Genomic DNA, 14,705 nt, shown 5'->3' on the forward strand with positions numbered 1-14,705 from the left:
CCGAGCATATCTGGCTGCAGCTGGTGGGCTACAGCGAAGGCTCCTATATCGGCCTGCTTGCTGACGTGCCGGTCAATGGCAACAAGTACAAGATGGGCGACAGGATGACGGTAACCGAGGCCGACGTCGAGGACTGGATGATCAAGAACGGCAAGGTGATCTACGGCGGCTACACCACGCGCCAGGCGCTTGCGGATATGCCGAAGGAGCAGGTTGCAAAGTACGGGTTGACCTTCAAGGACTGAGGGTTGAGGCGCGGGCGAGTTTTATCGCGGTGCCTAGAGGGCTGTCGCGCTTTTCGCGTTCGCGTATCTCTGCCGTCTGCGCCAGCACCCAGTCCCGAAACACCTTGATTTTGGGCGCGTTGCGGCGGCTCTCCAGATGCACCAGCCAATAGCCGTCGCCGTCCGATCCAAGCACGTCGAATGGCTGTATCAACTGGCCCTTTTCCAACAGGGCGCTGTAAAGGTTTTTGGTCAGGATCGCGGCGCCCTTGTCGGTCAGCGCCGCCATCGCATCATAGGCCTGCGTACCCAGTTTCGGGCCAGCGATGACGCGATCGGGCTCGAACGGCACGCCGGCAGCCTTGAACCAGATTTCCCACCAGGGATCGTCGGCACAGCATAGCGGCAGTTGGTAGAGATCCTCGGGGCGGTGGATGCCGCCGACGCTTTCGGCGAGTCTCGGGCTGAGCATCGGCGTATAGTCCGCCTTGAACAGATAGTGAGCCGTCAGTCCCGGCCAATTTCCACTGCCGGTGCGAATGCCGACATCCATGTCGCCGCGCGTGAAATCGACCAGCCCGTGCGATGTATTCACCTTCACGGCAAGGTCGGGATGCATCAGCTGGAATGTTCCAAGCCATACGGCCAGCCAGTTCGATGCGAAGGTTTCCATCGTCGTCACCGACAGCACGCCGGTCGCTCCACCCTTGGTGGCGACCCATGCGTCGGCCAGGGTCGAGAACGCGCCTGTTGCGTGCGGCGCCAGCTGCTGTCCGGCCTCGGTCAGCGCGATCTGCCTTGTTTTTCTTACGAAAAGCGGCGTTCCGGCACGTTCTTCCAGCACCTTTATCTGATAGCTGGCAGCTGATTGGGTCATGCCGAGTTCTTCGGCTGCCTTGGTGAAACTGCCCAGCCGGGCCGCGGCTTCAAAGACCCTGATGGCTCCTAATGGTGGCAGTTCCCAGCTCATGACGCATCAATCCTGCTGATGCATACTACGCGACGTTCGATTGGAAACCAAGCCCGGAAAACGGCATGCTGCATTCATCGGATCAAACCCTGGAGGATACGGCAATGACCACCACCATCGCTCTCTACAACACGCTTCGCCGGCCGATGCTCGACCTCTTCACCGCGCCGTTCAGACCTCGCAAGCACGGCCTGCTCGACCGCCGCTCGCTGTCGGATCATTTCCTCAGGGATATCGGCATGCTTGACGGACGCGTGCCTCCCGGCACCATTGGCTAAGCAAGCTCTTTGACCAGGGGAGGGAAAGATGACTGTGTTATCCGAGGATCTGGCGAAGAGCCGACAAACGATCAACGCCTATGAGGACTATGCCGAACGCTACGACGCTCTGGTGCGGCACGTTCCGAACCAAAGAGAACAGAAATGGCTGAAGCGCCTGGTGAAGATCGCCGGCAAAGGTGGCCGGATTCTTGAAGTCGGTTCGGGACCCGGATACGATGCGGACTTCGTCGAAGGGCTCGGTGTCCAGGTTCGGCGCACAGACGCAACGAAGCGGTTTCTCGAGTTGCAGGCCGCACGCGGCAAGCATGGTGAGTTTCTCGATCTCATCACCGACGATCTCGGCGGCCCCTACGACGCGGTGCTCGCATTGTGCGTCCTGATCCACGTGCCGCGCGAGCAGGCCGACCAGGTGCTTGCCAAGATTGCCGGGTCGCTGCGGCCGGGCGGCGCCTTCCTCGTCTCGATGCGCATTGGCGACGGCGAGAAGAGCGGCGAATATCATACGGTCTACTGGCGCAGGGACGACTTCGCGGCCCGCCTCGAAAACGCCGGGCTGGTTCTTGTCGGAGACGAATTCAACGTCGGCCGCGATCGCGAAGAGTGGACCACCTTTCTGGCTGTGAGGCCGTCATGACGCGCCGCGGACTGTTTTTGTTCGTGCTGCTCAGCCTCCTGTGGGGCATTCCCTATTTGTTGATCAAGCTGGCGGTTGCCGAGGTGTCGGTGCCCTTCCTGGTCTTTGCCCGAACAGCCGTCGGCGCCCTGGCGCTGCTGCCCTTCGTCCTTGTCCAGCGCAGTTTCGGATGGCTGAAGACACATTGGCGGGCGGTCGCCGCATTCTGTCTGGTCGAGATGATCCTGCCATGGGGGCTGATCACCCATGGCGAAGTCAGCATCGACAGTTCCACCGCCGGACTGCTGATTGCCATGACGCCGGCCGTAACCGTCGCGCTCTCAAAGCTGATGGGCTCGGATGAGCGGCTGGGGATACGCCGCTGGACCGGCCTTTTCCTCGGTTTTGCCGGTGTCTTCGTGCTGGCGCTGCCGACCTTGGGTGGCGGATTTCTCGCGGTCGTCGAGATTCTCATGGCCGCGGCCTGCTATGCCTCGGGTTCGATCATCGCGTCGCGCTGGCTGAACGATGTGCCGGCAACCTCGCTGACGGCAGTCTGTCTGGCAGGGGCCGCGCTGATCTACGCCGTGCCGGCGGCGTTGGCCTGGCCGGCGGCCATGCCGTCGACAACGGTGGTTGGCGCAATCCTCGGTCTTGGCGTGTTTTGCACGGCGATTGCCTTCGCCACCTACTTCTTGTTGGTGCGGGAGATCGGCCCCGAACGGGCGGTCGTCATCACCTATGTGGCGCCCGCCGTGTCCGTGGCAGCGGGCGTGCTCGTCCTTTCGGAGCCGCTCGATATCGGCATTGTGGCGGCCTTCGCGCTCATCCTGTGCGGATCATATCTCGGCACGTGGCGCGCTCCGCCAGAACCGTCCGTGTCCGCGACCTCGGCAAGTTGACCGGCGGCCGCCAGCCGCCGTCAGAAATAAGGTCGCAGGTTCTCGCGAATGCGGTCCAGCACCGTCTTTCCCGAGATATCGGCGGTGAAGGTCTTGCCGGTGATGGTCTCAAAGGCCTGCGTGTAAACCCGCGATGTCTGCTCGATGAGCTCGGCGGGGATTTTCGGAATACGATCCTTGTAGGGATCGCAGCGCGCGGTCACCCAGGCGCGAATAAAGTCCTTGTCGAAACTTTGCGGCCGCTCGCCTGCCTTGAAACGCTCTTCATAGCTTGCCGCAAGCCAGTAGCGGCTTGAGTCGGGCGTATGGATTTCATCGGCAAGGATGATGGCGCCATCCTTGTCCGTGCCGAACTCGTATTTGGTGTCGACCAGGATCAGGCCGCGCTTGGCGGCCAACGCTTTGCCGCGCGCAAACAGCGCCAGCGCATAGCGCGAGACTGTGTCCCATTGCTCTTCCGATAACAGGCCGCGCGTCAGGATCTCGTCGCGCGTCAAGGGCTCGTCATGGCCGCCATCGAGCGCCTTGCTGGTCGGCGTGATGATGGCCTGCGGCAGCTTCTCATTGTCGCGCAGTCCGTCCGGCAGGCGGATGCCGTACATATCGCGTTCGCCGTTCTTGTATTTCGTCAGCACCGAAGTGCTGGTGGTGCCGGCGAGGTAGTCGCGAACGACGATTTCCACCGGCAGAATGTCGAGCCTGGTGCCGACGACGACATTGGGGTCGGGATAATCGAGCACATGGTTGGGGCAGATGTCCGCCGTTTCCTCGAACCAGTAGCGCGCCGTCTGCGTCAGCAACTCTCCCTTGAGCGGTATTGCGGTCAGGATCACATCGAAGGCGCTCAGCCGGTCGGTGGCGATGATGATGCGGCGGCCATCCGGCAGATCGTAATTCTCGCGGACCTTGCCTTTGTAGTGGTTCGGGAGTTCCGGAATGAAGGCATCCGAGAGAACGCGCAGTGCTGTCATCCTGGTCTCATGGCTCCTAACAGTTTGGGCGACTCTTAACAAAGTTGGCGGGGCTTCGATACCCGAGGAAGGGCGGTTCGTCCTTTGCGAATAATCAAGACATTGCCTTCGCCGTGCTATCTATTTGCAGCTTCCGGCACTCCTGGGGGACGCGGTGGACGTAGAGCTCAAATTTCTGATTGTCGGATTTGCCTGCGCGATCGCGGGCGGTCTGTCGTTCATCACCTTCGTCAAATGGCGCGAGGTGCAGGCGATGAGCCACTGGCTGCCGGCGCCGGGCAAGATCATCTCGTCGCGCGTCGAGGCGCGCGAAGTCAGAAGGTCGGGCGTCGGCTCGGACAGCAGCGACACCACCGAGATGCGCAATTTTCCGGCGATCACCTTCGAATACAAGGTCGGTAAAAAGAAATTTCAAAGCTCGCGCTACAGCGTGAAGGAGAATCTGGGGAATTTCGAAGTCACCGAAACCCTGGCGCAGTTTCCCACCGGCGCTGAAGTGACCGTCTTCTACAATCCGGCCGATCCGGGCAAGGCCGTGATCGAACGCACCCTGCCGGACGGCGCCTTCAAGTTCATGGTCAAGCTCTCGGCCGGGCTGGTGATCGGCACGGTGGTGCTGGTGTTTTCGCTCGGTGGCGTGCTGGAGGCGATCCGGCCGCACCTGCCCAAGCCGCAGAACCTCGGCGCCGGAGCGCTGCTGCTGTTCATGGGCCTGATGATCCTGCGCATGGCCTTCGTCCAGAAGTCGCTTGCCGAGCAGGCGGCAAAATGGCCGGTCGCCGCCGGCCGCATTGACTCCTCCGGCCTGCAGGCGCTGCGAAACTACAGCGGCTATCGACGCTGGAGCACCGTCTTCAAATCCCGCATCGTTTACAGCTACGGCGTCGCCGGCCAGCGCTACACCTCCGATCGCGTAACCTTCGGCGCCACGGTCACCGCTTCAATGCCCGGCTTAATCAGCGGCCAGGCGCGCAGCTATGCCGAGGGCGGCAAGGTCGACGTGCATTACGACCCAGCCAACCCCGCCTCGGCAGTGCTCGAATGCAGGGTGCGCGGGCTTTGGCTGCTGTGGGTCTGTTCGGCCGCGTTTCTGGGCGGCGCGGCGTGGCTGGTCGGTTTTATCTGAGGCGCCCACTTTCATGACAAGACATCCAATGATCGTCCGCAGGCTGGCTGTCGTTTCCCTGGCTCTGCTCGGCGCCGTGCAGGCAGCGAGCGCAAAAGAATGTCTGCTGAGCCATGCCACCTACCGCGAGCCGCGTTCGGGCGCGGTGATGCAATTCCGGCCGCTGAACAATGAGCCGGCGGCACTGACGGCCGAAGTGTTTTCGGTGACCGTGCCCAACACCGACACGCGCTTGCCGGCCGACATCACCTGGACCAATGGCAAAAATTCGTTTCCGCTCGGCACCATCCGCCATGCCTGCACCGACGACGACCGCGAAGTGGGGCTGGAGGACGGCAGCGGGATGTGCCGGATATGGATGGGCTATGCCTTGACCGGAGGCGGAGCCGAGCAGCTGAATTCACGCGAAGCGACACCGGCGCCGAAAGGGCTGTTGCTGCCCGATTTCGGCGCGGGCTTCACCGAATTTGCCGATTTCGCCAATGCCAATCCGGACGGCTCGGCCTGGGATGCCTTCACATTGACAGGATGCAGCGATGAATAGCGCCATGAGATCGATTGTCTGGATTTGCGTGCTGTTTGCCGCCGCGGCGATATCAGCCGCTGCATATGCGGACGAGCCGTCGCCGTCGCGCCCGCCGATCGACAAATGCGTCTGGGAAAAAATGGCCGACAAGACGGTTGGGCTGGCCGCTTGGGCGCAGCGCTGCGATTTCGGCTTCCGCCAGATCCATTTCGAGTTCGCCGGCAATGCGCTCGCCATCAAATACAGCGACGGCGGCGCGCCCGATCCGCTGGTCGAGGTGTTCGACATCAAATCAGGCGAAACCGCCGAGGCCGCGGTGTTGCGCCTGTTGCTGGAAAAGACCGACAAATCAGGCAGCGCCCGCTGCGTGCTGACGCCCTACACCGAGGGCACCGTGCCCACCGGCGTCAAACTCTACACATTCAGCCCCGACGCCGCCTATCCCATAGAGCTGAAAGCGCTTGCCAATGACGAAGTTCCCGAACCGCCCTGCGGCGACTGGGGCGAAATGCCGGATGGTATTCAGTATTTCGAGGCGCCGGCGGGTGAGGGGCGGAGGGTGCTGTTCGTTCGGGCGGGGCAGGACGAGCCGCTGTTCGACGATCAGACGCTGCGGATGTTGCCGTAGGGTCTATGTGCGCGAAACCGACTGTAACCGTGCCGTGCGCCCTGACCTGCGAGCTAATGGTTGATCGTGCGTCACGCTTCGGACAAGTTTGATCGCCTATGACCACTACAACAGACAATGAGATGTACCAATGGCGCTGCTGACGATTGGCTATGAAGGTTCTGAAATTGACGACTTCGTATCCGTACTGAAGGCGGCGAAGGTCGAATTGCTTGTCGACGTGAGAGATCTACCTTTGTCGAGAAAACCAGGCTTCTCCAAAAATTCGCTCAGGAGCCATCTCGAAAACTCTTCGATCGACTATAGGCACACAAAAATCCTTGGTGACCCCAGAGAGGGGCGGTTGGCTGCTCGAAGCGGTGATCGTCCGCGGTTTGAACGCATCTTCAGAAACCATATCGCAAATGAGGCAGCCGGGAAAATTATCCGTGAATTAGTACTGCAGGCGGAGACAAAGAACATTTGTTTAATGTGTTTTGAAAGGGATCACAAAGACTGCCATCGATCGATTATTTGTGAAGAGATATTGAAAGTTAAGAAGAGTTCAATTAAAAATATTGGTGTTCCGAAGGGCTTTCGTCTAAAGGCTGCGTGATTGGCATCTCTCTCTCGGCGTGACTCTGCAGTGATTTTGGTAAAGGCGGCGCCACGAGTTGGAGAAACTCACGGCGAGCTGGTCTGTTGTGCAGGGCTAGATTTCAGCGGTAACTGGATTCGGCTATATCCAGTAGCTTTCCGGACGCTAGAAGATGCTCAGAAGTTCGGTCGGTGGGATACCATTGAGTACGGCTGGAGCCTTCCTAAAGGCGACCAAAGAAGAGAGAGCCGAAGGCTAGAGCATAAATCTCTCGTAATAACAGGCAGTTTGTCCGAAAAATCACGGGCTCAATTCTTAGCGCGGCATGTCGTTCCTAGCCTCAACACTGAACTGGAGGAAGGTCGAAGTCTGGCGCTTGTTCGACCGAAGAATGCTGAATTCGTGATTGAAAAAAAAGATCGCGCTACATTTGAGGACGAGAAAGCGCGATTTCGTATGTGGCATGACCAGGAGGCTAATAGCCTGTTTGGATTTCTGGATAAGAGCTTAGTTCCGTATGAGCCGGCTCCATTTCTTTTCAAATATAAATACGAAACGATGGACGGGTTGCGGGAAGGAACTTGTCAGGATTGGGAGATAGAAGCCACTTTTCTCAAGTGGCAACGGCTCTATGGCGAGACCGACACGCTTCAAAAGATGACCGAAAGATTTGGGGTTGAGTACTCGAGAAAAGGTTTTGTTCTCGCGATGGGTACTCACAAAGCCTATCCGCAATGGCTAATTAATGGCGTGATCCGGCTCGACCACGGAGTTGAGAACGAAATCCAACAATCGCTTTTTTAAAGGCCTATACGAAATCGGCCCGATCTTGCGACCGGGCCGATGATGTTGCGTTTTAGCGCTAGGACTTTCCTCAGCTGCACCCGCTCGTCGATCCACAAGTATCGCACTTCTCGCAGGTTCCGTTCCGTACCATGGTGAAGTTGTGGCATTCCGAGCATTCGTTGCCGGTGTAGCCTTGCATCAAGGATTGCTGACGCCGCGTAGAGGCAAGCGCCTTTGCCTCGGCCGCTTCTTTCGCTGCTTCGTCGGTGAACAACCCGGTGGGGTCGGCAGCCTCCTCGGAAACAATATCTTCGACCAGTTCCTTGGCTCGCTCCTCATAGTCGCGCTTGTAGGCGATGGCTTCGTCGCTTGCTGGTTTAAGCGCCAACACGTTGGAGCCTGAGAACGCAGTTGGAGTGACCCGGGCAGGTGCCGCGGCAGGTGATCCAGCAAAGCCCTTGGGTTCGCCACCTAAGCCCGACACCAACTTCACTGGTGACGCGCCGCGGGTAAGGCCCTTCGAGAACGGCGTCGCCTTGCCTTCGTTGATGCCGCGTCCGAGCGCCGTCTTGTCGAAATCCGACTGGTCGACATGGGCGAGGTCGTGGCGGCCGAGGTAGGACACAGCGAGCTCGCGGAACACATAGTCGAGGATCGACGTCGCATTCTTGATTGCGTCATTGCCCTGCACCATGCCGGCCGGCTCGAACTTGGTGAAGGTGAAGGCCTCGACAAATTCCTCGAGCGGCACGCCATATTGCAAGCCGAGCGAAATGGCGATGGCGAAGTTGTTCATCATGGCCCGGAAAGCAGCGCCTTCCTTGTGCATGTCTATGAAGATCTCGCCGATGCGGCCGTCATCGAATTCGCCCGTGCGCAGGTAGACCTTGTGGCCGCCGACGACCGCTTTCTGGGTGTATCCCTTGCGGCGGTTCGGCAGTTTTTCACGATCGCGATAGAGACGTTCGATGACGCGTTCGACGATCTTCTCGGTCACTTGCACGGCGCGCTGTGAAGCGGGCGCAGCGATCAGCTGCTCGACCGCGTCGTCCTCGTCATCCTCGCTGTCGGCGAGCAGCGACGAATTGAGCGGCTGCGACAGCTTTGAGCCGTCGCGATAGAGCGCGTTGGCCTTCAGCGCCAGCTTCCACGACAGCATGTAAGCGCCCTTGGCGTCTTCCACCGTCGCATCGTTGGGCATGTTGATGGTCTTGGAGATGGCGCCGGAGATGAAGGGCTGTGCCGCCGCCATCATCTGGATGTGGCTGTTGATGGACAGCGAGCGCTTGCCGATCTTGCCGCACGGGCTGGCGCAGTCGAACACCGCGAGATGCTCGGGCTTGAGGAAGGGCGCGCCTTCCAGAGTCATGGCACCGCAGACGTGGATGTTGGCGGCCTCGATGTCCTTTTTGGAGAAGCCCAGCGCCGGCAGCATCTCGAACGAGAAGTCGTTGAGCTGCTCGTCGGTGAAGCCGAACGTCTCCTTCACCCAGTCGGCGCCGAGCGTCCACTGGTTGAAGACGAACTTGATGTCGAAGGCCGACTTCAGTGCTGCATTGAGCGCCGCGATCTTGTCGTCAGTAAAACCCTTCGCCTTGAGCGAGCCGGGGTTGACCGCCGGCGCCTGGTTCATGTTGCCGTGACCGACCGCATAGGCCTCGATCTCGGCGATCTGGCTTTCTGAATAGCCCAGTGTGCGCAGCGCTTCCGGCACGGCGCGGTTGATGATCTTGAAATAGCCGCCGCCGGCAAGCTTCTTGAACTTCACCAGCGCGAAGTCGGGCTCGATGCCGGTGGTATCGCAATCCATGACCAGGCCGATCGTGCCGGTCGGCGCAATCACGGTCGCCTGCGCATTGCGGTAGCCATGCTCTTCGCCGAGTTCGATGGCGCGGTCCCAGGCAGCCTTGGCGTGCGCGGCCAGTTCCTGCTGCTTCAGGTCGGACGCGACCAGCGGCACCGGATTGACGGCGAGCTTCTCGTAGCCCTGCTTTTCGCCATAGGCGGCACGGCGATGGTTGCGCATGACGCGCAGCATGTTCTGCGCATTGCGGTCGTAGTCGGCGAAGGCGCCGAGCTCGCCGGCCATCTCGGCCGAGGTGGCATAGGCGACGCCGGTCATGATGGCGGTGAGTGCTGCGCAGATGGCGCGGCCCTCGTCGGAATTATAGGGAATGCCGGACGTCATCAGCAGGCCGCCAATGTTGGCATAGCCGAGGCCGAGCGTGCGGTATTCGTAGGACTGCTTGGCGATCTCCTTCGACGGAAACTGCGCCATCATCACCGAGATTTCGAGAACGACGGTCCACAGCCGCACCGTGTGCTCGTAGGCGGCGATGTCGATCGTGCCGTCGGCATTGCGGTAGGGCAGCAGGTTGATCGAGGCCAGGTTGCAGGCCGTGTCGTCGAGGAACATGTATTCCGAGCACGGATTGGAGGCCCGGATCGCACCGGCCGAAGCGCAGGTGTGCCAGTCGTTCATCGTCGTGTTGAAATGCAGGCCCGGATCGGCCGAAGCCCAGGCGGCGTAGCCGATCTTCTCCCAGAGGTCGCGTGCCTTCAGCGTCTTCAGCACCTTGCCGTCCTTGCGGGCGGTGAGGTGCCAGTCGGCATCGTCCTCGACGGCGCGCAGGAAATTGTCCTTCAGCGACACCGAATTATTGGAGTTCTGGCCGGAAACGGTGAGGTAGGCGTCGGAATCCCAGTCGGTGTCGTAGGTCTTGAACGACATCGAGGTGTAGCCCTGCTTGGCGAACTGGATGACACGGTAGATGTAGTTCTCCGGCACGGCCGACTTCTTGGCCGCCTTGATCTCGCGCTTCAGCGCGGTGTTGATCGACGGGTCGAAGCAGTCGTCATCATGGCCTTCGCAGTTGATGCAGGCCTTCATGATCGCTTCGAGATGTTTTTTCACGATCTTGGAGCCGGTGACCAGCGACGCCACCTTCTGCTCTTCATTGACCTTCCAGTCGATGAATTCCTCGATATCGGGATGGTCGGCGTCGACAATGACCATCTTGGCCGCACGACGCGTGGTGCCGCCCGACTTGATGGCGCCCGCCGCGCGGTCGCCGATCTTGAGGAAGCTCATCAGGCCGGACGAACGGCCGCCGCCCGACAGCTTTTCGCCTTCGCCGCGCAGCATCGAGAAATTGGAGCCGGTGCCCGAGCCATATTTGAACAGACGCGCTTCACGCACCCACAGGTCCATGATGCCGCCTTCGTTGACGAGATCGTCCTGCACGCCCTGGATGAAACAGGCATGCGGCTGCGGATGCTCGTAGGAGGACTTCGACTTGGTCAGCTTGCCGGTAAACGGGTCGACATAATAGTGGCCCTGGCTCGGACCATCGATGCCGTAGGCCCAGTGCAGGCCGGTGTTGAACCATTGCGGCGAGTTCGGCGCAACGCGCTGGGTGGCGAGCATATAGGCGAGTTCGTCGCGGAAGGCGCTCGCGTCTTCTTCCGACTTGAAGTAGCCGCCCTTGTAGCCCCAATAGGTCCAGGTGCCGGCCAGCCGGTCGAAGACCTGGCGGGCGTCGATTTCGGAACCGTAGCGCTCGGCTTCCGGCAGCTTGGCAAGCTCGGCCTCGTCGGCGACGGAGCGCCACAGGAAGGAGGGGACGTCGTTCTCCTCGACCTTCTTCAGGCGCGCGGGCACGCCGGCCTTGCGGAAATACTTCTGCGCCAGGATGTCGGCGGCAACCTGCGAGAACTGCGCCGGCACATCGATATTGTCCAAGCGGAACACCACCGAGCCGTCCGGATTCTTGATCTCCGAAAGCGCCTTGCGGAATTCGATCTCCGCGTAAGCTGATTGGCCTGGCTTGGTGAAACGACGCTCGATGCGCATTGGTCCGGTCCCTTTTGTCTATATATAGCGCTTTTCCCCGGGGATTTCTGCCCCCAATGCGAAACGCGCATGTCCGCCGTCTGCCGGCGTTCGAAAACACCGGCTCTCCTTGTGGCAGTCTTCGTCGCCTTGCTGGTCGAACTTCTTGCGAAGCAGCTGTTCCAACTCTGCGCCGAACCCTGCGGGTCCCTCAAAACTGAATTTTTCCTCGATTCCCTCGACGGAGGGAAATTCACACTATCTAGCGTCGAACCTGCCTGCAAACACTAAATATAGTGTTAACAGACAATTTATTCCAGTCCGACAAATCTCCCTTTTCGCTCCCGAAGCCCCCACGATCCAACGCTTCCGCCAGCCTCGTAAACAGGCGGAAATCATGGCCAAAACGCACAAAATCCGGGAAAATGACCGGGCTCGAAACTCTCCGGTCGCGCCCTCAACAAGAGCACATGGCACATAAAAGGCGACTCGGTTTGCGTCGTCAAGGATTCGTTTGCGTAGCTTTTGTGACCCCAACATCTTGTGTGTCACATATGTGGATAACGGGGACAAAAAGCGGCTGAGGAAAGCCCGATTCTGCCGGCGTGGACCGCTGGTGAGCGGTTCACCCGAGACAGGCCCGGCCGGATTCTGGCTCACAGCCTTTTCATTTTAGCTGGCGTGCATTATGTCTTTGGCGTCGCGCGGGGGCGCGTCTTGTCAATTCCAAGAGCATCCGTTACGCCCCGCCCATGACAGTTACCGTCCGTTTTGCCCCCTCACCAACCGGCCGCATTCATATCGGCAATGCCCGCACCGCCTTGTTCAACTGGCTGTTTGCCATGAACAACAAGGGCCGTTTCATTCAGCGCTTCGACGACACCGACATTGCCCGCTCGAGGCAGGAATTTTCCGACGCCATCCTCTACGACCTGCACTGGCTGGGGATTTTTCCCGACGCCACCGAATACCAGTCGCGGCGCTTCGAAACTTACGACGCGGCGGTGGAGCGGCTGCAGAGAGCCGGCGCTGTCTATCCCTGCTACGAGACCCCCGAAGAACTCGACCTGCGCCGCAAGGTGCGCCGCACGCGCGGCCTGCCGCCGGTCTATGGCCGCGAGGCGCTGGCGCTTTCGCAGCAGCAGATCGCCGAATACCGCTCCGATGGCCGCCGGCCGCACTGGCGCTTTCTGCTGCCGAATTTCACCAGCGATCCGCTGCAGCCCGAACGCACCGAAGTGCACTGGAACGATCTGGTGCGCGGCGAGGAAACCGTCGATCTGGCCTCACTGTCCGATCCGGTGCTGCGGCGCGAGGACGGCACTTATCTCTACACGCTGCCTTCGGTCGTCGACGACATCGAGATGGGGGTCAGTCATGTTATCCGCGGCGACGACCACGTCACCAACACCGGCGTGCAGATCGCGCTGTTCAAGGCATTGGGCGCCGAGCCGCCTGTCTTCGGCCACCACAATCTCTTGACCACGGCCTCGGGCGAGGGCCTGTCGAAGCGCAGCGGTGCGCTGTCGATCGAAAGCCTGCGCGAGGAGGGCATCGAACCGATGGCTGTGGCTTCGCTGGCCGTCCTTGTCGGCACCTCGGAAAATGTCGCGGCGGTGCATGACATGCCGGCACTGGCCGCGCGCTTCGATCCGGCCGCCACGTCGAAATCGGCGGCCAAATTCGACCCGGACGAGCTGTTCGTGCTCAATCGTGCGCTCATGCACCACATGCCGTTTTCCGAGGCGCGGGATCGGCTGATCGTGCTCGGCATCTCCGGCGACAAGGCCGAGCCGTTCTGGCTGGCGGTGCGCGGCAATCTCGACCGGCTGAGCGACGCGGTCGGCTGGTGGCGCATCCTTGCCGACGGCCCGCAGCCCGCGCCGGAGTTTTCCGACGAGGATCGCGACTTCCTGCAGCAGGCCTTCGACCTGTTGCCGGAAGAGCCGTGGACCGGAACGGTGTGGAAGGACTGGACGGCCAGGATCAGGGAAGCCAGCGGCCGCAAGGGCAAGGCGCTGTTCATGCCGCTGAGACTGGCGCTTACCGGACTTGCTTCCGGGCCGGAGCTTGCAGATCTATTGCCGCTGCTGGGTCGGGAAGGAACGCTGGCCCGACGACCCTGACCTTGCGCTGGTCCGGCGGGATCAGCGACACCGGCGACACCACCGGCTTGACGGCAAGGCGCTTGATGGCGGCGCGGTCGAGCCCGCCTTGTACGTTCGCCAGCGTCTCCGGATCCGCGCCCGGATCGGGTTTGGCCGCCGGCACCGGAATGAATGGCGTTGTCTCGGTATCAGGCTGCGATTGCTCGGGCGGTGGCGGGTTGCCGCCGATGATCTCGAAATTTCCGGCCTGCGCATTGCAGCCACAAGCCAGCGGCCGCGACATGTTGGGCTGTTTGTAGAGATAGGCGGTCGGCAACTTGCTGTAGGGCCTGCCGGTCACCGACGACGTCATGTTGGCCGAATCGTCTTCCATGCCGCGCGAATAGAACACCTGCATTTCGGTGCCGGGGCAGCTCGATTCGCAATTCTTCTGGTCGCGCTCGAAATCGCCGAGCGAAGCCGAGTTCGACATCGGGAAGAAATAGCCGTCGCAGGTGCGCACGCAGCTCGTATGGAACTCGCCGCCAACCGTCGGGAAATCCGGCACGCCGGGCTGATTGAGCACCCGGCGCACATTGCGCTCCTCGCCGGGATCATCGGGCTGATCGAGCGTGTCGATCTGCCGGTTGCCGCCGAAAAGCTGGTCGAACAGATTGCCGTCGTCGGGTTCGCGGCTGGCTTCCTGCAGCGGCTCCCGGCGCGGCGCGGGCTCGTCACGGCAGCCATTGGCGTCGAGCGCGGCCAGGATGCGGCCGCGGTCGCGCCGCGAGCCGCCGCCGGCAAGCTGCGCGCGCTTGGCTTGCAACGCATCGAGATTGGCGTTCATGCGATCGATGCTGCTGTTCAGCGCGGCACATTGGCTGACATTGCGCGAAAACAGCGAAAACCCGCAATTCGCATCGCTCGCACGACCGCGCACCTTTGATAGCTGTTCGAACTGGCGGGAGATGGCCTTGTCATACTTCCGCACCATGCTGGAATTGCCGCCGCCATTCGATGAAGAAGCAAGCTCGGCTTCCAGTTGACGGCAAACGCGGGAGGCGGCCTGCGGTTCAGTGGTGGCGATGGCCGAAAGCACAAGCGCGCCGAGCAGCGCAGCCAGATGCTTCAGCCTCCATCGTCCGCCCGTCATTGCCCGAACCCCGCTTGCCTGCCTGTCTA

14 protein-coding genes are annotated in these 14,705 nt (G+C 60.9%); 10 read left to right on the forward strand and 4 right to left on the reverse strand.

Annotation, left to right across the window (positions count from 1 at the left end; translation table 11 throughout):
• Positions 1 to 23: 23 nt before the first annotated feature.
• The gene (locus NKJ80_RS20405) at positions 24 to 245 is read left to right on the forward strand and encodes a DUF2314 domain-containing protein (RefSeq protein ID WP_352498198.1); all 222 of its coding nucleotides are present in this window, start codon (positions 24 to 26) and stop codon (positions 243 to 245) included.
• Here the strand turns inward: NKJ80_RS20405 and NKJ80_RS20410 are convergent.
• The gene (locus tag NKJ80_RS20410; RefSeq protein WP_352498199.1) at positions 235 to 1,194 is read right to left on the reverse strand and encodes a LysR family transcriptional regulator; all 960 of its coding nucleotides are present in this window, start codon (positions 1,192 to 1,194) and stop codon (positions 235 to 237) included. The genes NKJ80_RS20405 and NKJ80_RS20410 overlap by 11 nt on opposite strands.
• Before the next feature lie 104 nt (positions 1,195 to 1,298).
• On the opposite strand from NKJ80_RS20410, the gene NKJ80_RS20415 reads away from it, so the two are divergent.
• Genes NKJ80_RS20415 through NKJ80_RS20425 form a run of 3 tightly spaced genes read left to right on the forward strand, consistent with a single transcriptional unit; the run spans position 1,299 to position 2,990 of the window.
• Complete coding sequence (locus tag NKJ80_RS20415) at positions 1,299 to 1,472, forward strand: hypothetical protein (RefSeq protein WP_196813891.1); 174 nt, start codon at positions 1,299 to 1,301, stop codon at positions 1,470 to 1,472.
• Between the two features lie 28 nt (positions 1,473 to 1,500).
• Complete coding sequence (locus NKJ80_RS20420; RefSeq protein ID WP_023694158.1) at positions 1,501 to 2,109, forward strand: class I SAM-dependent DNA methyltransferase; 609 nt, start codon at positions 1,501 to 1,503, stop codon at positions 2,107 to 2,109.
• Positions 2,106 to 2,990, forward strand: a complete 885-nt coding sequence (locus NKJ80_RS20425; protein WP_023697600.1) for a DMT family transporter — start codon at positions 2,106 to 2,108, stop codon at positions 2,988 to 2,990. Before NKJ80_RS20420 ends, NKJ80_RS20425 begins: the two co-directional genes overlap by 4 nt.
• A gap of 20 nt (positions 2,991 to 3,010) precedes the next feature.
• Here NKJ80_RS20425 and NKJ80_RS20430 read toward each other — a convergent pair whose 3' ends face one another.
• Positions 3,011 to 3,952: a phosphoribosylaminoimidazolesuccinocarboxamide synthase gene (locus NKJ80_RS20430; RefSeq protein WP_023739359.1), complete on the reverse strand. Its 942-nt coding sequence runs from the start codon at positions 3,950 to 3,952 to the stop codon at positions 3,011 to 3,013.
• Positions 3,953 to 4,115: 163 nt separating this feature from the next.
• Between NKJ80_RS20430 and NKJ80_RS20435 the strand changes: the two genes are divergently transcribed.
• From NKJ80_RS20435 to NKJ80_RS20455, 5 genes are all read left to right on the forward strand, one after another.
• Complete coding sequence (locus NKJ80_RS20435; protein WP_352498200.1) at positions 4,116 to 5,087, forward strand: DUF3592 domain-containing protein; 972 nt, start codon at positions 4,116 to 4,118, stop codon at positions 5,085 to 5,087.
• Between the two features lie 13 nt (positions 5,088 to 5,100).
• The gene (locus NKJ80_RS20440) at positions 5,101 to 5,631 is read left to right on the forward strand and encodes a hypothetical protein (RefSeq protein ID WP_352498201.1); all 531 of its coding nucleotides are present in this window, start codon (positions 5,101 to 5,103) and stop codon (positions 5,629 to 5,631) included.
• Positions 5,632 to 5,635: 4 nt separating this feature from the next.
• Entirely contained in the window at positions 5,636 to 6,241 is a 606-nt protein-coding gene (locus tag NKJ80_RS20445) for a hypothetical protein (RefSeq protein WP_352498202.1), read from the forward strand.
• 130 nt (positions 6,242 to 6,371) lie between these two features.
• The gene (locus tag NKJ80_RS20450; RefSeq protein ID WP_352498203.1) at positions 6,372 to 6,836 is read left to right on the forward strand and encodes a DUF488 domain-containing protein; all 465 of its coding nucleotides are present in this window, start codon (positions 6,372 to 6,374) and stop codon (positions 6,834 to 6,836) included.
• The gene (locus tag NKJ80_RS20455) at positions 6,837 to 7,622 is read left to right on the forward strand and encodes a DUF8758 domain-containing protein (RefSeq protein ID WP_156933979.1); all 786 of its coding nucleotides are present in this window, start codon (positions 6,837 to 6,839) and stop codon (positions 7,620 to 7,622) included.
• A 70-nt stretch (positions 7,623 to 7,692) separates the two neighbouring features.
• Here NKJ80_RS20455 and NKJ80_RS20460 read toward each other — a convergent pair whose 3' ends face one another.
• Positions 7,693 to 11,457 carry a vitamin B12-dependent ribonucleotide reductase gene (locus tag NKJ80_RS20460; RefSeq protein WP_352498204.1) on the reverse strand — a complete coding sequence of 1,255 codons (3,765 nt, stop codon included), beginning with the start codon at positions 11,455 to 11,457 and terminating at the stop codon, positions 7,693 to 7,695.
• A 731-nt stretch (positions 11,458 to 12,188) separates the two neighbouring features.
• Between NKJ80_RS20460 and gltX the strand changes: the two genes are divergently transcribed.
• Positions 12,189 to 13,562: a glutamate--tRNA ligase gene (gltX, locus tag NKJ80_RS20465; RefSeq protein ID WP_352498205.1), complete on the forward strand. Its 1,374-nt coding sequence runs from the start codon at positions 12,189 to 12,191 to the stop codon at positions 13,560 to 13,562.
• Here the strand turns inward: gltX and NKJ80_RS20470 are convergent.
• Positions 13,480 to 14,676 (reverse strand): DUF2865 domain-containing protein, encoded by a 1,197-nt coding sequence (locus NKJ80_RS20470; protein ID WP_352498206.1) that lies wholly within the window; start codon positions 14,674 to 14,676, stop codon positions 13,480 to 13,482. The two genes, gltX and NKJ80_RS20470, sit on opposite strands and share 83 nt — an antisense overlap.
• Positions 14,677 to 14,705 lie beyond the last annotated feature (29 nt).

The sequence above is a fragment of the Mesorhizobium sp. M0030 genome (genome assembly GCF_040323695.1).
Taxonomy (GTDB): domain Bacteria; phylum Pseudomonadota; class Alphaproteobacteria; order Rhizobiales; family Rhizobiaceae; genus Mesorhizobium.